This is a genomic window from Vibrio sp. R11-SG3-ISO9 (assembly GCF_059834255.1).
On the sequence record NZ_JCBDGU010000043.1, the window covers coordinates 26,223 to 44,897 of the forward strand.

Sequence of the window (18,675 nt, forward strand, 5' to 3'; positions counted from 1 at the left end):
GAGAATGAAATTCAACACTGTACGCCTAATACTGGGTGATCAACTTAATATTCAGCACTCTTGGTTCTCTAATCGTGACTCCAATGTCTTATACATCATCGCGGAGCTCCATCAGGAAACAGGTTACGTCAATCATCACAGGCAAAAAGTCGCTGCGTTTTTTAGTGCAATGGCGGTTTTCGCTTCAGAGCTCAAAGATGAAGGGCATGAGGTGCTGCACCTGACATTGGATGATACCAAACAGTTTCCATCTCTAAATGAGTTGATAGAGCACTACACAACAGAGTTTGACGCCGAGAAATTCGAGTATCAACGACCTGATGAGTACCGGCTGCTAAGCCAGTTAGCTCAACTCAAACTACCGAAAGCGGTAAAGCACTGTACCTGCACCGAACACTTCTTGCTGCCGTTTGACGAGATTGAGCCGCAGTTTCCAGCAGGTAAGCACATCATGATGGAACATTTCTATCGCCGAATGCGCAAGCGCTTCTCTGTGTTAATGGACGACGGTAAACCTGTGGGTGGCAAGTGGAACTACGATGGCAACAACAGAAACAAACTCAAACCAAAAGATATCGAAGCACTGCCCTCACCTTTGATGTTTGCTAATGACGTGAGCGACATTGTGGAGCGAATGGACAGACACAATGTACAAACCATCGGCGAAATCGATCAAACAAGACTGTTATGGCCGATTAATCGTGCCCAAAGTTTGTCTCTGCTCGCGCACTTTTGCCATACCTGTCTACCGCTGTTCGGTCGCTTTCAAGACGCAATGACCAAAGATCATACTTCTCGTTGGAGCTTGTACCACAGTCGTCTGTCTTTCAGCTTAAACAGCAAACTGATTACGCCCCAAGAAACCATTGATGCGGCACTTGCTGCTTACCACAGTAACGCAAACATCGATATTTCTCAGGTGGAAGGATTCGTGCGTCAAATTCTCGGTTGGCGGGAGTACATTCGCGCGGTTTACTGGGCCAACATGCCGCGCTACAAAACCATCAATCACTTCCAAGCGAATCGTAATCTGCCTCACTATTTTTGGGACAGTGACACCAAAATGCAGTGCATGAAGCAAGCGATCAAGCAGTCACACGAGTTTGCTTATGCTCATCACATTCAAAGACTTATGGTGACCGGTAACTTCAGTCTGATCACTGAACTTAATCCAGACCAAGTGGACGAGTGGTACCTCGGCATATACATCGACGCTATCGAATGGGTAGAAATGCCAAATACACGCGGTATGGCTCTGTTTGCTGATGGTGGAATTGTTGGAACTAAGCCCTATGCGGCGAGTGGCGCTTACATTAATAAGATGAGTGATTACTGTAAGGGTTGTCACTACAACGTGAAGTCGAGAAGTGATGAAGATGCCTGCCCGTTCAACAGTTTGTATTGGCGTTTCATGACTAAGCACCGAGAGCAACTCACTCGCAATCCGCGAATGGGGATGATCTTCCGCTCTTGGGACAACATGGACGAACAAGAGCAAGATAAGACGCTACAACGTGCAGAAAATTACCTCGAACATTTGGAGGATTTGTAATGGAAAACGCTATCAAAACCGTGTTAGTGATTGGAGGTTCTGGCGGTATAGGCAAAGCCGTAGTGAAACAGTTGCAAACAATCGCGCCTACAGCCAACATCCATACGACTTTCTGCAATGGCAAGCCAGACTTCTCTCTCGATAATGTCACATGGCATAAGGTCGACATAACTCAAGAATCAGACGTTCAACAGCTCGCATCTCACTTCAGTTCTTTAGATTGGGTGATCAATTGTGTTGGCATACTTCATACAGCAACTCATAGACCAGAGAAGAGCTTAAGCACCATCGACCCAGAGTTTTTCGTAGAGAACATGAAGACTAATGCGCTTCCGACTCTGCTAATTGCAAAGCATTTTACCTCTCTATTGAAACGCTCACCTGCAGGTAAGCTCGCAACCATTTCAGCTAAGGTTGGCAGCATCAGTGATAACCGTTTGGGTGGTTGGTACAGCTATCGCTCCTCTAAGGCGGCACTCAATATGCTAATTAAGTCCATCTCCATCGAGTGGAGCCGTATTGCCAAGAGAGCAACGATCCTCTCTCTACATCCGGGAACGACCGATACCCCGCTCTCCAAACCATTTCAGACCAACGTTCCTGAAGGCAAACTGTTCGATGCTGATGACGTAGCGCGTCAATTATTGGGTATTATTGATAGATCAACGCCAGAAGAGAGTGGTCGCTTCTTCGCATACAACAGAGAAGAGCTGCCTTGGTAATTTACAGCTTGTGGATGCTGCCTTTGTTTCGGCGGCAACGTTCTGAGCAATATTGCACTTCGTCCCAACATTTTTCCCACTTCTTGCGCCACGCAAATGGACGCAAACACACTGGACAGAGTTTAGTGGGAAGATCGCGTTTCTTTCGCATCGAATTTCTCTAACTTGAGGTTGTTAGAAGCTATACGTTCAACAGTCGCTAAGGGTTTGAAATATTGTTGAAATAACAAAGAAAACAACTGAAAAGAGGCAGATTCACTGCCCCTTTGTACTTGCAAGCTGTTAATTACGAGTTACTAACTGTCACTAGCTACGCGACCTTAAACTCTTTAATCATCTCACTAACACCCAAGCCCGAATGCTTAGTGATTTTAAGCTGGACGGGTACTCGCTCTTTTAGCGCCTCGACGTGACTGATCACACCGATCATCTTGCCAGACGCATTCAAGTTATCGAGCGCATTGAGAGCAATATCTAACGTGTCACTGTCCAGAGTACCAAAGCCTTCATCAAGGAACAGCGAATCAATACTGGTTTTATGGCTCACCAAATCAGACAGCGCTAATGCCAAAGCAAGACTCACCAAGAAGCTTTCACCACCTGAGAGCGTTTTGGTATCACGAACCACATCGCCCTGCCACGTATCCAGCACTTGCAGCTCTAGTCCATCTTCCGCTTTACGTTTTAACTCATAACGACCGTGCAGACGCTGCAACTGCTTATTGGCAAGGTAAACAAGGTTCTCGAGAGTTAACCCCTGTGCGAACTTTCTAAACTTGTCGCCGTTCTTTGAACCAATCAATGAGTTCAATTGCGAGATATCATCAAACGCTTGCTGTTTCTGATCAATCTCTTTGAATAAGTGTTGTTGATTCTCGCGATTCTTCTTATCCATCTCTAGATTTGCGTTAGTCGCACCGATTTGACTGGCCGTCGATTGTTGCTGTTGCTGGCAATCGGAGACTTGTTGCTCCACTTGTTCAATTTCAACCTCTTGCCATTTAGCTGCGTTAGCGTGTTCGAGCAGTTCTTCAACGCTTTGCTTAGCGGCTTTGAGTTTGGCTGAGCTACTGACGATCGCGTTATCCAGCTTCTGTTTAAGAGCAACAAGATCTGCTCGAAGTTGTTCGTCCAATAATGCTTGTTCAAACTCGGTTTCAGACTCAAAAGGACTGGCTGATAGTGCTTGGGTCCATGATTCATTGACCACAGTGAAATCACTCTGTTTCGCAGTAAGCTCTTTCGAGAATGCAGCTTGCTTAGTTTGCCATTCACGCAGAGTTAGCTCGCAACGGTTGAATGCCGCTTTCAGAGTCTCAAGCTCTTTGGTGGCCTCTTCCAATCGATCGTTCATCAATTGCTCTTGCTGTTGAATCTGCTTGTCGCCAAACAGTGCATGACGTCCCTGCTGGACCTTAGTAAGATCATCTGAGGTCTTCATAAGATCTTTCTCGAGCTGTGCTAACTTATTGGTTTGTTCACCTAAGGAAGCTGCCAGAGACTGATGTTTCTCTTGTTGAGCGACCAGCGTTTTATCCAGTTCAGCTTTCTGTTGGTAGTTTGATTGCCACTCTTGCGACGCCGCACTTTTTACTTCAAGCCATTGTTCAATGTTCTCTAGTTCGGGCGCGCTGTTTCCAGTTTCAGTAATACTTTGTTGTAAGCCCTGCCATTGAGATGACTGAGTTTTTTTCAATTGCGCATTTTGCTCTTCGGCATCGACACGTTGCTTCTGCAAATCCGCAACACGAACTGATAACGCTTCAACTTTGTTAAGCGCATCTTTCAACGCTAGCTCCATATTGATGCGCTGTTTCTCTGCCGTTTGGTAATCTGCCTTGGCTTGCATTTGTTGCTGTTGAAGTTGAGTGACTTTATTCAGCTCATGCTCACAACGATCAACAAACATGGCGACGGCATCTTTATCTGCAATCTGCTCTTGCGTAACAACCCACTCCATCAATGGTGCGCTGTTAGCTAATTGTGCATTCGCGTATGAACTACTTGCACCCGTTTGAGTGAACTTCTCTACCAACACAGCCCAAGACTGCTTAGCTTGCTCCGCATCCGAAGTCAGGTTTTTAATTTCACCTTCAAGGTGATTCAAAATTGGTCCCAGAGAATCCAGTTTCTGACGAAGATCCTGTCCCTCTTTTTTAACCAGCGCCAACGCCTCTGATTCTTGGGTTTGCTGCTCAAGCAACGCGCTCACGTCTTGAGATTGTTCAACCGAGTGATCCGTTGAACCACACAATGGACATTCAGAACCTGGCTCTAACATTGCGCGATACTTAGCGAGTTCACCCTCTTGAGCAATCAAGGTCTTCAAACGTTCAAGCGACTGCTCTTTCTCTTTGTAGCGCTCAACCAAGACTTCACGTTGCTTTGTAAGCTCTGAGTTTTCAGATGTCTTGCGTTCCAACTCGATACGCTTAACTTGTGCTTGTTCGGTCGCCGATAAGTAACGACGTTGAACATCAGTTAATGCATGAGTTTGACGGTTCCACGCTTCTAACACGTGTTTCAAGCCATTTAACTGCTCTTCACTGTGTACCTGCTGAGATTGCTCCCATAATACTTTGGCAGCTTGCTCTGCCGTCGCTAACGCAGACAACTCTTGAGTATTCTTTTGTTGGTCTTGAGTCAGTTGCTTAGCTTGCTGATCTTGGGTACTGATTTCATGAGCAAGACGCTCTACTCGCTTTTGCTGTTCCGTTTGCTGTTGTTCAAGTGTTCGGATCTGAGCAACGTTGGTTTGCCACTGGCCTAAATAGCGGTCGAGAGATTTGCTGCTTTCGTTCGTCGATAAGTACTCTGTCAGCGTTTTCTCTCGGACTTTCAACTCTTCAAGTGACTTTTCCGCGTTTAGAATCAAAGACTGTTTCGTCGCTTGTTCCGCTTTAAGCAGTGATTTAGATTGCTTCTGCGTTGCCAACTTTTCGTTGAGCAAAGCAACTTGCTGATCAAGTGGGCGCACTTTTTCGATAGTCGCCACAAGCTCAGTTTGTTCTTTGCGAAGTTGATTTGTGGCTTCTGTTTGCGCATTCAGTGCTGTTTCTGTTTGACGCTTCTCTTGATTGCCAACTTCAAGCTGTTTATTGGCATCTTCCAGTTGAGTACTTAACGACGCTACCTCATGCTGCACGCGATGAAGATCTTTATGCACCGGACGCAGCTTTTCAGCAGGCTCACTTTTCGCTAACTGCTCTAGCTGCTGGCTATTGGTTTCCAACTCCCCTTGAGCCGTTTTCAGTTCGCTTTCACTATTCTCTAGAGATAGTTTGGCTTTGTTGAGTTCTCGCCACCAAGCCAAATGTTCTGACCAACCTTTAAGCTCTTGGTCGAACTGTTTTAATGCGATTTCTAAACTCGCTTTGTTTTGAGAGAGTTCTTCAACTTGTTCAGCGGTTAACAGGTTTACACCTTCGGCTTTCGCTTTAAGCTGGTTTAGCCCTTCTTCACTGGATTTGTAATGCTCATAGATACGCTCTGAGATCAGGCTGTAGATTTCAGTACCCGTCAGCTCTTCTAACAGTTCAGCACGATCATTCGCATTGGCATTTAAGAACGCCGCAAACTCGCCTTGGGAAAGCAGAATAGACTTAGTGAAACGAGAAAAATCGAGACCTGTCGTTGACTCAACCAGTTTGATCTTCTTACTGAGCTGAGTTTCTAACACCTTATTGCTGTCCGCGTCAGCAAACTCGCAAGTGGGTGTTTGGAGTGCGCCATCATGTTTATTGCGAGCTCGTTTCTGATGGAAGTTGGAACGGTAAGTTTTACCCTTCACTTCAAACTCAATCTCGGCAAAACACTCGCCCGTACCACGCGTCATGATCTCGTTATTGCCTTTCGCGATACTCTTTAGACGAGGCGTTCGATGGAACAAGGCCAAACAGATCGCATCCAAAATGGTGGTTTTACCCGCGCCCGTTGGCCCGGTAATAGCGAACAATCCGTTTTCAGCAAAAGGAGATTGTGTGAAATCCAGCTTCCAACGACCTTTGAGTGAGTTTAGGTTCTCAAATTCTAACGATAAGATTTTCATAGCGGTTTACTCACTCTCTCCGTCATTCACTTCTGTCATCACTTGTTTGAACGTCACGGTCATGCGCTCTAAACGTGCTTTTTCTGATTCAGTTTCGAAGTTTTCCAGTGCTATGCGTTTTTCAAACACTTCCATTGGGCTCAGCTCTGACAGCGTTTCTGCCGATTCTTGATTCAAAGTTTGACTACGCTTCTCTCGCGCTCGTCGTAATTGCAGTACCTCTACATTGAGCTCTTGCGTCAGACGTGAAATACGTTCTTGAAGATCAGACAGGTAATCCTGCGTTTGTACTTCTATCGACAGCCATACACTCTGCTCGTCATCGAGACCAATATATTGGTTTAACTGTGTCTCAATGCTTTCAAGATCGCCTTTAATCTCGGCAAGTGGCTGAAAGGTTGGAACATTCAATTGGGAAATCGCGCGTTTCCCTTGTTCAAACTCGACAATACATACCTGTTTGGTTGATTTGAGTTCATCAAAGCTAAGTGGAATTGGAGAGCCGCAGTAACGGATATGATCTTGCTTCGCCACGATTTGTGGTCGATGAATATGACCCAGTGCGATGTAATCGGCTGGTGGAAAGCCATCTGCGGCAAAACCATCTAAATTACCTACATAAATGTCACGAACTGAATCAGACTGTTGCACACCCATAGCGGTTAAGTGCCCCGTTGCGACAATAGGAATTTCGCTCGCATTCTCGTATTTTTCACGCTCCGCAACCGCCGCTTGGTAAACACTTGCGTAGTGCTGCTTAATGGCATCACCCAGCTGTTTCTGTCTCTCGACACCAGAAACACCAGCTTGGCTAGTCAGTACGTCACGTGGGCGAATAAATGGAATTGCGCAAACCAAAGCTTCAACCTCTCCAGATTTACCTTTCAATGGAAGCACTTGTGTTGGGTAGTCGTCATTGGTGTTGGGAATCACATCGGTTCCCATGTACTTGAGCAGTTGCTGTGTCTCTTTAAGTACTGACACAGAGTCATGGTTCCCGCCAAGCAGCACCAGTTGGCAATTTAACTTGCTGCAATCTACGACGAACTTGTTGTACATCTCGCGCGCATAGCTTGGTGGTGTGCTGGTATCGAAAATATCGCCCGCAACGATAATGGCATCAATGCTCTGCTCAACAACTTGTTGAAGTAGCCAATCTAAAAACTGTTGGTGTTCGTTTTTACGACTCTTGTTATAGAAGTTTTGGCCAAGATGCCAATCTGACGTGTGAAGAATTTTCATGGTGTCTCGCTACGGGGATCGAATGTTCTTAATCTATCAAAATCGCTCCGGCATATCTCTTTAATAAGCTTATGAAAAGGCAACTAATCATCGATATCTGACTGTTCGTCCGCAATTTGACCAAAGTACCCCGTCAGTGACGAAATTCGACTCACATTGAGTCACAAAATCAAAATCAGATATTTGAGTTAAAATAATACAAATGTAATTATTAGGTTTTTCCATAATAAGAATAACCAGTATGATGAAATTAAAACCAATCACCGCCGCGGTCATAACCGTACTACTCGCTGGCTGCGGTGGGGGCTCTTCCTCTTCATCTCCGAGTGAGCCCGCCGACCCAAACCACCCAACCGATCCCACTGAAACCATCGCACCCTACAGCATTGCTAAATACCAGAGCATCTTAGATAACTCAGATCTGCAAGTCTCTGATCCGAAAGGTAGTGAAGGTAATAAGACTTCTGAGGTCAAAAATGGAGCATTCGACAACTATCAAAGTGACTACTTCTACGCCGAGGAAGACACCGAATATCTTGTATTCAAAATGTCGAACTACAAGATGCGTTCAGAGGTACGCGAGCTTGAGAACTTTGATGTTAGTGAAAGCGGTGTTAAGCGCACTTTCTACGCAGAAGTTAAGCTACCCGAAATTGACCTCGCTATGGCCCACTCACCCGCTGATCATGATGAAGTCACTTTTCTGCAAATACACAATAAGGGCACCAGTTCTGATGGAACAGGTTACATCCCTCACCCCTTGGTTCGTATTGTTTGGGAGCAAGAGCGAAACGGCTTAACGGGCCACTACTGGGCAGTTCTTAAAAACAACGCGTTAGACTGCAGTTCAGATCCAAATGCCGAAGGATGCAGCGATTCCTATACTCGATATGACTTAGGTGAAGCCGACTTAGATGACTTTACCCGTTTTGAAATTTCAATATTCGAAAACACCTTGTCTATCGAAGTGAACGACGAATCCAAAGCCAATATCGACATCTCTTACTGGTCGCATCTTCTCAGTTACTTTAAAGCTGGTATTTACAACCAGTTTGAAAATGGTGAAGGTGAAGCGAAGTTTAACCAGTTAACCTACGAGAAAGAGAATATTGACACCTCGGCCAAGTGGAATATTGATGACTGGAAGATCACTATCCCGCCAAGTAAAGATGATTGGTACGGCAGTGGCGGTACGAGTGCAGCAGAACTAGAGCCTGAACGCTGTAACTCAAGCAAAGATGTACTATCGAACAGCAGCAACATTTATGACGGCAACATCGATATCTCCTACTTCAACGTGGCTGATGGTCAGATGCACTTTCGGGCTGATATGGGATACGGCACATCGACAGCAAACTCTAATTACATTCGTTCTGAGCTGAGGGAACTTTACGTTAGCACAGATAACCCAGACTGCAGCACCAGTGACGAAGACACCAGTTGGTACCTCAACGATCTTCGTACCAATGCAAAAAACCATACCCTCGAGGCTCAACTTCAAATCAATGAGTATCCAAATCTCGACTTCAGTGAGCAGCGCCCTAAGGTTGTATTGGGACAAATTCATGGCTGGAAGATCAGCCAAGCATTGGTTAAGTTGCTTTGGGAAGGTGAAGATAGACCGATCCGAGTCATCCTCAACGACAGTTTTGAGCGTAATAACCAAGACTGCGCGAGCTGTGAACCGTTTAGCGTAACCTTAGGCCAATACGCTGCTAATGAAGAGTGGCGCTACATTATCCGTGCAACACAAGATGGGCTGTTCCTCGCAACCACAGACACCGATGGCAGTAACCTTGTTTCCCACCAAATTGACTGGGGAGCTAACTACACTGACATGAATGGTGACACCGTCACACTAAGTAGTGATTGGGCGAGCGATGACATCGCGTTTTATTTTAAAGCCGGTATCTACCCTCAATTTAAACCTGATGATAAATACCAAGGCGAGATCTTCGATGTCAGCTTTAGTGAAGTATCAACTGAACATGTGCAGTAACTCTCTATAATCGGTGTGGAGCTTAATAGATTAGCTCCCCACTCTATCGTAAATAAAGCCATAGACTCCGTTAAAGATTCTATGGCTTTTTTATGCGCATACAAAAAAGCCAGCAACAAAGGTTACTGGCTTGATAGCTTCTATCGTTCTTTTTACTAGAGAGCGCTAGTTGGATTAACCTTGGAACTCACCGTATGTTGCGTCTAACTCGTAGAATGTCGCTTGTACGTAATCATCTGGCTCACCGTACATGTTCTGGTTGTAAACACCGGCTTTGAAGTACATGTAGCGACCACCTTCGTCGTAGCCACTGTCACTCATGTCTACCACTTGAACAGCATCTTCTTTGCCTTCACGCATCAGAGTCACTGTCATGATGTTACCCTTCACGTCAATCTCGTAGCTGAACATTTCACCAAGTGCGATACCGTCTTCACCGATTTCACCCGTCATGTCACCGACTAGATTGTAGTAATCTTCTGTGCCCGTCTTAGTTTTTTCGTGAGCAAAGTAAACAGTACCCGTTGCTTGGTTTGGAAGCTTACGGTAGTAAAGGCGGATTGGCTCGTCATCTTTGTCGTGGATTTGACCGATGATGAAACGACCCACTTCGTGAGATTGACCTGTTGTTGTTGCATGGTCGATCTTCAGTGTTGCTTTAAGAGTCCCGTCTACACCACCAGCAGCTTGCTGATCTTCAATTGGAGCAGAGCTGAATACCCAGTTATTCGGGTTCACACCTTTAGTTTTGTGTGACTTCTCACCTGCACGCAGCATCGAACGGAACTCAGTACGAGCGTATTTGGTGTTCTTAGAAGTGCGTGAGCCTTTCACGTAAGTCTTAAACACCATACCGCCATCTTCTGCAGTGTAGAAAATGTCTTCGTTCTGGAAGCCATGTGCTAGATCCCACTCATCAACGTCATCTGCACGGCCATCACCATCGTGGTCATAAGGTGTTGTCAGCTTCCAACGTGTTAGGTCGAAGTTCTCACCAGGTGCATTAGTTGCCAGCAACGTTGCAGGCAGCGTTGGTGTCGGCATTGGCTGAGAAAGGTCACACTCTACCGTTGTCTCACAAGGGCGCACGAGTGGCGCACCGAAATCACCTTTACGGTTCTTTTTCAGCAGCTCTTTTTGTGTTTTCTGGTCAGCCTTCATTTGCGCGATCATATCTGCTTCTGCAGCTACGACAGCATCTGAAATAAGGTGACTTGAAGGACATGCGTTAATACCACAGTTTACAGCCGCAAGCTCTGTTACTGAGTTCCATTGGTTTTTAGTATTACCGTAACCCACGTAACGAACATAACGCGCTTTTACCGCTGGCTCGAACTGGAAGCGTTCTAAACCAATCGCACGTCCTGAGCTTTTCTGATCTTTAAGTACAGTAGTCCAATTCTCACCGTCTTCACTCATTTGAATGTCAAACGACGTCACGCGTTCGTTACCTTTACTGAACGACGCTTGAACCGCATCAAACTCGTGAACTGAACCGTAATCCAACGTTGCGTGCTCACCGTTACCGTTTGCAGCCCAGCGAGTCATAATGTTGCCATCAATAAGTTGACTAGGTGTATTACCATCGTGGCTACTTGCCGTCACAGCAACTGGCGTTAGAAGTGGCTCACCCGTTTCTTTGTTGTTTGGAAACTGCTCTACTACAGGTGCTGAAGTACTCGCGCAACCAACGGCTAGAACAATCGAAGATGCAAGCAAGCTTTTTAGATAGATACTTTTCATTAGACCTTTCACCTTTAATGCTTAAGTTTGAATTATTTGTATTATAAGACGAGGACAAGATACCTTATTGATATGAAACCCAAGCTCTAAGCCACGTTCCATGTACCGTATTAGCTATGTCCTTCACGCTAATGACACAAGTATAAACATACTAAAGTAATACAAATAGCCCTAAAAAGTCATAAATGAGATCGCGCTCTTATACATCACCATCGAATCATAGATAAATGAGATCGGAGTCTTATTGAAGCAAATTAACCGGCCAAACCTTCTTGTTTTGTGCTCTGTTTTTGCTCTTAAGATAGGCATAAGCTAGGTTATTTGGGCGGGTAAAAAACAAAAAAAGAGGCCTAAATGGCCTCTTTAAAACTCAATAAACGGTGATTTAGAATAATTCAGAATCTAAGTCGTCGAAGTAACTGTATGTGCCACTGCTCGAGTTATCACCTACATAAGCTGCAAACATAATTGGTGCACCTTCATCAGCTTCAGCAACGAGAGGATAAGTCGTGCCATCTTCTTCATACGACGTGTACTCAGTACCATCGACCGTAATCGTCACATCATAACCAGAGCTGTCTGAATTTGGCTCCCATGCCATTGTGACGTCCACCCAAGCATCTTGAGCATAAGACGCTAGGTCTTTTTGGCTGCCACTTTCGTTACGGAATTTGAGCGCAGAGCTACCAAATGCCACTTCTGTAAATCGCTTGCTCGAAGATGCAGTATCTGACGAACCTAAGAACAAGTATGTTGATTTCACATAACCATCAGATGGAATGTACACAGACATCGACACCGAACCTGATTCAGCACCACCATCTTTAAAGGTACGAGATACAACAGGTTTTCCTAGTGTTGAGTTGTCATGCAACAATAGTGAGTTGTCACCTGAATTAGCTTGTTCAGTACTTACTTCTGCAACAATTGTTGTCTCATCATCACCGTCTTTATCACCCTTGATAGCGTAAGCGCTGTTTGCGGCATCAATGCGAGTGCCTGCCGTGTAGCTATCGAAGTCATCTGTTACTTCACCTGGTTCTGGCTCAGGATCTGTTGGATCCGTTGGGTCTTCTCCTTCAGTAACCACTGTCGCTTCCGCACTGTTATTATTGTAAGGGTCTGAACCACCTAGAGCAGCACCGTTTGCGTAGCTATCAAAATTGTCTTCGAAAACCACTTGATTATCAGTCTCATCGTTCGAGTAAACCATGAAGTTATCGGCGATAAGTTCATAGTGGGTCGTATTCGATGTATCACCCAACTTCAATGAAATAACCGTGACTGCTGACTTATCGAATGACTCAAAGCCATTTCCACTATTGTCGTATACAGTGTCATTGATAGTGAATGTGTAGTAGCCATTTGCCCAGCTCACTTCAACCGCTAAGTCTTCCCCTAGCTCATAAGTACCTACTGGCTCTTCAGAAATTTGCGGTTTACCACCACTAACAACCGTTGAACGGTAGAAAATTTCACCCGCATTGAAAATAACTTCACCGTGTAAGTTAGTGTTTGAAGTACCTGCGCCGTACAAAGAGATGTAAGCGTTGTTACCACTATCATTCGCTTCTTCATTTGTGTCTGCATCGACTTGGTAGATTAGGTCTACTGATAATTTACCTGAAGCAATGCTAGATACTGTCGCAGACTCAGACAGTTTTAGACGCAGCTCACCGACGTCATTTTTAGCGCCGCCAAAGTTTGTATCTAAGATTTGAACGACATTATTAATCCCGCTATCTTCATTGGCATCAACAACCGCATCTTTAACTGAGTCATTATCAACTTCATCTGAACCCGATAGGTCAACACCGTTATCTTCATCAACAAATGTCATTGATGCAGGTGTGTCTCCCGAAGCTTCTGTTAGCGTGAACTCACCAGATACTTCCATTGTTGTGCCACTATCGTAAAGCATAAATGAAATAGTACCGGCGTCTTCATCGTAGTCATTGGTTGATGCTGATGCATCTTTGATCACGTATGTACCAGGCGTTGCGTCATCGTCGTAATATTTGTGATTGCCGTCTTCGCTAAATACGTAAACATTGGGAAGATCTGTGCTGCTGGTTGAAAAGCTCGTCGCTGATGCAGCTGTACCCAGTTGCCAATAACCGCTGGTAATTTTTAAATCCGGTGCCGGAACTACAGGATCTGTCGGTACAGGTAAGCCATCGCTATTACAGCCAAAAAGTAAGCCAGTAGACAGTGCGACTGCTGTTGCCACTTTAGAAATCTGCATAATAAACTCTCTTGTTCGTTATAACTTTTATATATTCTTAGACAAAAGGTTTTCTCATCCGTATTGAGGATATGACAGAGAAACATAGCTCCACTGTGCGCAGAGCTAACCTTAAACTATTGCCTCGTTACGCATTAGAATGAGTAAGCAATACCCACGCGGTACTTCGCTTCACGGTCACTTGAGCGAGAGCTAATATCTGATGACCAAAGTTCGCCAAATGGTTTCCAAGAACCGAACTTGTAGCTCACCTTGATACCCGCATCCCATTCCCAATCATCGTTGTCGTATAGAAGTACGTTATCTAGAGATTTCACATAGTTAGCTTCGTAAGACAGGCCCAACTTAGGTAAAGATTCAACCTTGTATGAGCCCGTTAGAGTGATCTTTGATTTCTGAGCAGATTCTAGCTTCTCACCAGTTTCGTTGTCCGTGTCACCAAAACGAGTGTGGTTACGGAAATCTGAGTACTCGTGACGGTAACGAATAGCGGTGGTTAGACCCATATCCGCTTTGTAGCCAACACGGAACTGAGGTTTGAAAGTGACTTTTTTCATTTTCCAGTCACCGTCGTTGTAGTTTGGCTCATCCCAATCCCATGCGATTGGCATACCCATTTGTAGATACCAATTGCTGTTCACTTTGTAAGTAGCAGTGTTATCTAACTCCATGTTGTAGATATACCAGTTACCGTTGTAGAAACTTTTGCTGTTGGCATTCTTAACGCTACCCGAGTCAGCATCGTAATAAGAGTCGTCTGTATGGAATTTGATTTCTAGGCTTGATGAGTGCTTCCACTTGTCGTCTAGCTTAAAGCTGTCACCCAATTTCACACGATGTTGATGGCGCGCATCGACATGGCGAGTTTCGCTCGTTCCATCTTTTTCGTAGGTGTAATCGGTAGCAGCACGATATTCGTAACGGTAATCAATTGACGCGGCCGATGCCATGCCGGCAAATAGTGTTGTAACCACTGCAATAGCCACTTTAGAATTTTTCATATTCCCTTCTCTTCTTTTGTTACGTAATTGGATTAAGTCTTATTGTTAGACAAATAAAACTAAGCTTCAAATAGTGCTTACCGATAGAATGACCTCTCTCACAATAACCACGATGATTAAGTCGAAACTAAAACATAAGTCACAGAAGCGAGGGGAACATTACGCCAAACCTAAACATTTATTCATACAAATAAATAAAGATCATTGAACAAAAACAGAGAAAAATTCACGAAGACTCCCTATTTAAAAGGACGGAAGATAAAATCAATAAAGATAAAGAAAAGCTAAAAAATGTGAATTAGACAGGATAAAACATACAAATATAAGCTCCAGTAATGATTTAATCTAACAAAATAAGCCCATTCCAAACCCAATGCGATATCTTCGGGTTGAATTGAATGAACCTCACCAGCACTACCAATCAAGGATAAGATATGACATATGTGGAATATAAAATGATACAAATTGATTACTTGATATCAGGAAGTCGAATGATGGTTTAGAGGTGGCGTCCGCCTTAAGTGGGACGCTACTCAGCTAGTACGTTCAAAAACGGTGAGGTAGATAAAAAGAGAAGTAGAAACCAACCGTGAATATGCGATTGGTTAGATTAATACTGGACGCGTCTAGGACGAGAAGTCGTGTTTGAAGAACGAGGGATATCGTAATGAATAAATACTATGTGGGATGTTTACTGCTTCGAATCTGCCATTAATGTGGATTGACTAAATCTAGCAATACACTGTCGTGCTCAAGAGACTTTGCGCCCTTTTCAAGATGTCGATGAGCCATAAATGCATCCCCCGCATTTAGGATTTGCTTATTGCCATCCACTTCAACCTCGAAACTCCCTTTTACCACGTATCCAATCTGCTCTTGTACCGTGTGATCGTAGACAGCACCGACCGCCCCTTTATCAAAACAGAGGTGAACGGCCATCAAATCTTTAGTTAATGAAACCACCTTGCGCTTCAATCCATTACCTAAGTATTCCCACGGGTGATTGTCGGCTTCATAAAAGAGATTCATTGTTCATTCCTTGTCGCTAAATCTGATGAGCTGATGGCTAATTAAGCGAACTTTAGTCTATGCAAACAACTTGTCATACAAATAATCGATAATTATGTGAATAGCGTCACCCTCTTTCTTTTTATGCAATCGATTTGTTTTGACGCTTTACATAAGTCGATCAAAAAAGCCAGCTAGGTGCTGGCTCTTCTGAGATTTTTTACATTAAGAGTCGAGATAAACTATGGCGCCATTTGACCTCCATTCACATCGAGAATTTGCCCAGTGATATAACCTGCGCACGCATGAGATGAGAAGAACGCGAAACTCGGAGAAACCTCATCCACACGTCCAAACCGCCCCATAGGTATTGAGCTAGCTATATTGGATTTAACGTCATCCGATTTAGCGTCATGAAAAGCGGTATCAATCGTTCCTGGAGAAACGATATTGAAACGAATACGATCCTTGGTGAACTCTTTAACCCAGTTTCGATGGATATCATGAAGCCAAGCTTTTGATGCTGCGTATAAACCTGCCCCTACACCTCCTCCTTCGCGCGCTGCGATTGAACCAGTGCTAATAACACACGATGTTTCACCTGACTCTAAAGCTGAGGCTCTTAGATGTGGAATCGCATATTTGGTGACCATCAATGCAGAACGTGCGTTAAGGTCAATTACACGATCGAAAAATGCATCATCAATATCTTCTAGGTTCTCTCTTCCTCCTAACCCACCAGCATTGTTAATCAACACGTCTAGCCCACCAAAGTGATCTGTAAAGTCAGCAACAAGGTTTTCACAGCCTGATGATTGCATTAGGTCCGCTTGAAAGAATTCAGCCTCTCCCCCCAGCGCTTTCAATTCGTTTAAGATCGCTTCAATTTCCGGAGTCCTCGAGCTGCGACCATTCAAGCCTACACGTGCTCCACATTGAGCAAAGTACTTTGCCGTTGCTAGTCCCATACCCGACGTTGAGCCAGTGATTAACACTCGCTTGCCTTTTAAATCATCAAACATCAATGGTTACCTTTTGCTGCTTTATTTAATTAATAATACAATACCACCATAAGTGCAACAATAGCCTAAGTTAAACAACGAGATCTATAACTCAAGACAACACGGATTTTATCAACTACTTTGCTTATAGTTAGTGATTAAGGCAACAGTCAGACTGAATCATGATTCTAGTTTTAGAATCCAAAAATCCACGCTATAATCATACAAATATATCTTAATGAGCATCAGTTATGTCAGATACCCTTTTACCCAACATATTGCAGTTTATCGATAAAATTGACCCATTTGATAAGGTGCCTAAAGACGCCTTAAGAGAGCTCGCCTCTCAGATACAGATAAGCTATGTCGGAAAGGGAGAAGTCATTGACCTTTGCTCAAACAAAGGCGAAAAAGCGCTCTACATTGTTCGCACCGGCGCTTTAGAGCAACGTAAGTCAGACGGTGTTTTGCGAGCGAAATTAGGGCAAGAAGACCTCTTTGGCTTTACATTCCTCGGCCAACAACAAGACAGCAGTGAAATCTATCAAGCGATCGCAATTGAAAACTCACTCATCTACTCAGTGCCCCACTCGGCACTCAAAACGCTATTTACCAAACATCCAGAATCGGCTGAACATTTCGCGTCACAGGCACAAGTCCGCCTAAAATCGGCGTTAGATGTAGTTTGGTCAAACAAAGAGAAAGGTCTGTTTATACGCCGAGTTGGTGATGTCGCTAGCGGACGCGTAGCTGTTGTTACTGCGGAGCAACCAATTAAAGACGTTGCTAAAGAGATGCTTATTCAGCGCTCTCCTTGTGCCGTGGTCTATGAAGAAAATGAAATTGTTGGTTTGATTACAGACAGAGACATGACCAAGCGCGTAATCGCTAAAGATGTCAGCACATGTCGCCCTATATCGGAAGTCATGACACTGTCACCGTTAACGATTTCTCCAGACGACCTTGTACTACAAGCGGCATCGATGATGATGCAGTTCAACATTCGTAACTTACCCGTCGTACAAGACAATAAGGTGGTCGGGCTTTTGACGACCACTCACCTAGTTCAAAACCACCGTGTTCAAGCCATCTTCCTTATTGAGAAGATCAAATACGCAGGTAGCGTGTCGTCATTGGCCAAGTTTACTCCAGAACGTCAGGCGATTTTTGAAGCCTTGGTTGAAGGCAAAGTGAGCCCAGAAGTTGTCGGTAAGGTGATGACAATGATCATGGATGCCTATACTCGCCGTCTGATTCAGATTGCCATTGATAAATTAGGTCCTCCACCTTGTGATTTCGCGTGGATTGTTGCCGGTTCTCATGCTCGTAACGAAGTACACATGCTTTCAGATCAAGACAGTGCAATTGTACTGTCTGACGACGCGACCGATAACGACCGTATTTACTTCAAACACTTAGCTATGATTGTCACTAAAGGTTTAGAGAGCTGTCACTACCCACTTTGCCCAGGCAAATACATGGCAGCTACGCCGAAGTGGTGTCAGCCTTTGTCCGTCTGGAAGCAGTACTATAAGAAATGGGTTGATAACCCAGAATACGAACGCTTACTTAACATCAGCGTTTTCCTCGAAATTCGTTCGGTTTATGGCAACAGCGAGTTTGAGAAGATTCTAAGGGACGAACTTCATCAAAATATTCAAAGCAATCGAAGTTTCCTTACTATGCTGGTTAACGATGCAGTGAATACCAACCCTCCTTTAGGCATCTTCAATAGCTTGGTTCTTGAAAAAACCGGTGAAAACAAGAAGACGCTCAATATTAAGAAGTACGCGATTAACCTGATCATCGATCTCGCACGTATCTATGGGCTGGCCGTATCTTGTGACCTTTCCGCGACAGATGAGCGATTTAGAACTGCATTCGAGAAAGGTTCACTCAGCGAAGATTCGTACAAGAACATTATAAATGCGTATCGCTTCATTCTTTCTTTCCGATTCAGTCATCAACTCGTAGCGCTCAAACATGGTGGTGAGCCTAACAACCACATCAATCCAAACAGTTTTGGTAGCTTTGAGCGTAAACACTTAAAAGATGCCTTTAGAATCATCGCGGAATTGCAGGATGCCGCAAAAGTGAAATTCGGAGGCTAGTCA

General features: G+C 44.4%; 12 protein-coding genes. 4 read left to right on the forward strand and 8 right to left on the reverse strand.

What is annotated here, in order from left to right:
* Window positions 1-4 precede the first annotated feature (4 nt).
* Together AC6R05_RS13780 and AC6R05_RS13785 are read left to right on the forward strand one after the other, a co-directional pair.
* Window positions 5-1,552, forward strand: a complete 1,548-nt coding sequence (locus AC6R05_RS13780; RefSeq protein ID WP_500647701.1) for a cryptochrome/photolyase family protein — start codon at window positions 5-7, stop codon at window positions 1,550-1,552.
* Window positions 1,552-2,274, forward strand: coding sequence for an SDR family oxidoreductase (locus AC6R05_RS13785; protein ID WP_500647702.1), 723 nt, complete (start codon window positions 1,552-1,554; stop codon window positions 2,272-2,274). The genes AC6R05_RS13780 and AC6R05_RS13785 overlap by 1 nt, the downstream gene beginning before the upstream one ends.
* Window position 2,275: 1 nt before the next feature.
* Here the strand turns inward: AC6R05_RS13785 and AC6R05_RS13790 are convergent, their stop codons facing one another.
* From AC6R05_RS13790 to sbcD, 3 genes are all read right to left on the reverse strand, one after another.
* Window positions 2,276-2,425: a DUF2256 domain-containing protein gene (locus tag AC6R05_RS13790; protein ID WP_500647703.1), complete on the reverse strand. Its 150-nt coding sequence runs from the start codon at window positions 2,423-2,425 to the stop codon at window positions 2,276-2,278.
* A 159-nt stretch (window positions 2,426-2,584) separates the two neighbouring features.
* Window positions 2,585-6,322 carry an AAA family ATPase gene (locus AC6R05_RS13795; protein WP_500647704.1) on the reverse strand — a complete coding sequence of 1,246 codons (3,738 nt, stop codon included), beginning with the start codon at window positions 6,320-6,322 and terminating at the stop codon, window positions 2,585-2,587.
* A gap of 6 nt (window positions 6,323-6,328) precedes the next feature.
* Window positions 6,329-7,564: an exonuclease subunit SbcD gene (sbcD, locus tag AC6R05_RS13800; protein WP_500647705.1), complete on the reverse strand. Its 1,236-nt coding sequence runs from the start codon at window positions 7,562-7,564 to the stop codon at window positions 6,329-6,331.
* A 244-nt stretch (window positions 7,565-7,808) separates the two neighbouring features.
* Here sbcD and AC6R05_RS13805 point away from each other — a divergent pair, with 244 nt between their 5' ends.
* Window positions 7,809-9,563 (forward strand): polysaccharide lyase family 7 protein, encoded by a 1,755-nt coding sequence (locus AC6R05_RS13805; protein WP_500647942.1) that lies wholly within the window; start codon window positions 7,809-7,811, stop codon window positions 9,561-9,563.
* 174 nt (window positions 9,564-9,737) lie between these two features.
* Here the strand turns inward: AC6R05_RS13805 and AC6R05_RS13810 are convergent, their stop codons facing one another.
* The 5 genes from AC6R05_RS13810 to AC6R05_RS13830 form a co-directional block, all read right to left on the reverse strand.
* Window positions 9,738-11,306 carry a polysaccharide lyase family 7 protein gene (locus AC6R05_RS13810; RefSeq protein WP_500647706.1) on the reverse strand — a complete coding sequence of 523 codons (1,569 nt, stop codon included), beginning with the start codon at window positions 11,304-11,306 and terminating at the stop codon, window positions 9,738-9,740.
* Window positions 11,307-11,691: 385 nt separating this feature from the next.
* Window positions 11,692-13,551, reverse strand: coding sequence for a hypothetical protein (locus AC6R05_RS13815; RefSeq protein ID WP_500647707.1), 1,860 nt, complete (start codon window positions 13,549-13,551; stop codon window positions 11,692-11,694).
* Window positions 13,552-13,685: 134 nt separating this feature from the next.
* On the reverse strand, window positions 13,686-14,552 hold the full coding sequence (locus tag AC6R05_RS13820) for an oligogalacturonate-specific porin KdgM family protein (RefSeq protein WP_032548923.1): 867 nt from the start codon (window positions 14,550-14,552) through the stop codon (window positions 13,686-13,688).
* Between the two features lie 711 nt (window positions 14,553-15,263).
* Entirely contained in the window at window positions 15,264-15,581 is a 318-nt protein-coding gene (locus tag AC6R05_RS13825) for a cupin domain-containing protein (protein ID WP_150872588.1), read from the reverse strand.
* A gap of 221 nt (window positions 15,582-15,802) precedes the next feature.
* Complete coding sequence (locus AC6R05_RS13830) at window positions 15,803-16,582, reverse strand: SDR family NAD(P)-dependent oxidoreductase (protein WP_500647708.1); 780 nt, start codon at window positions 16,580-16,582, stop codon at window positions 15,803-15,805.
* Window positions 16,583-16,812: 230 nt separating this feature from the next.
* Here AC6R05_RS13830 and AC6R05_RS13835 point away from each other — a divergent pair, with 230 nt between their 5' ends.
* Window positions 16,813-18,672, forward strand: coding sequence for a DUF294 nucleotidyltransferase-like domain-containing protein (locus AC6R05_RS13835; RefSeq protein WP_500647709.1), 1,860 nt, complete (start codon window positions 16,813-16,815; stop codon window positions 18,670-18,672).
* The last annotated feature ends 3 nt before the right edge of the window (window positions 18,673-18,675 follow it).

What these genes read in the sequence shown, in the direction of transcription:
- AC6R05_RS13780 (WP_500647701.1), top strand. Translation starts at nt 5, where the DNA reads ATGAAATTCAACACTGTACGCCTAATACTGGGTGATCAACTTAATATT.
- AC6R05_RS13785 (WP_500647702.1), top strand. Translation starts at nt 1,552, where the DNA reads ATGGAAAACGCTATCAAAACCGTGTTAGTGATTGGAGGTTCTGGCGGT.
- AC6R05_RS13790 (WP_500647703.1), bottom strand. Translation starts at nt 2,425, where the DNA reads ATGCGAAAGAAACGCGATCTTCCCACTAAACTCTGTCCAGTGTGTTTG.
- AC6R05_RS13795 (WP_500647704.1), bottom strand. Translation starts at nt 6,322, where the DNA reads ATGAAAATCTTATCGTTAGAATTTGAGAACCTAAACTCACTCAAAGGT.
- sbcD (WP_500647705.1), bottom strand. Translation starts at nt 7,564, where the DNA reads ATGAAAATTCTTCACACGTCAGATTGGCATCTTGGCCAAAACTTCTAT.
- AC6R05_RS13805 (WP_500647942.1), top strand. Translation starts at nt 7,809, where the DNA reads ATGAAATTAAAACCAATCACCGCCGCGGTCATAACCGTACTACTCGCT.
- AC6R05_RS13810 (WP_500647706.1), bottom strand. Translation starts at nt 11,306, where the DNA reads ATGAAAAGTATCTATCTAAAAAGCTTGCTTGCATCTTCGATTGTTCTA.
- AC6R05_RS13815 (WP_500647707.1), bottom strand. Translation starts at nt 13,551, where the DNA reads ATGCAGATTTCTAAAGTGGCAACAGCAGTCGCACTGTCTACTGGCTTA.
- AC6R05_RS13820 (WP_032548923.1), bottom strand. Translation starts at nt 14,552, where the DNA reads ATGAAAAATTCTAAAGTGGCTATTGCAGTGGTTACAACACTATTTGCC.
- AC6R05_RS13825 (WP_150872588.1), bottom strand. Translation starts at nt 15,581, where the DNA reads ATGAATCTCTTTTATGAAGCCGACAATCACCCGTGGGAATACTTAGGT.
- AC6R05_RS13830 (WP_500647708.1), bottom strand. Translation starts at nt 16,582, where the DNA reads ATGTTTGATGATTTAAAAGGCAAGCGAGTGTTAATCACTGGCTCAACG.
- AC6R05_RS13835 (WP_500647709.1), top strand. Translation starts at nt 16,813, where the DNA reads ATGTCAGATACCCTTTTACCCAACATATTGCAGTTTATCGATAAAATT.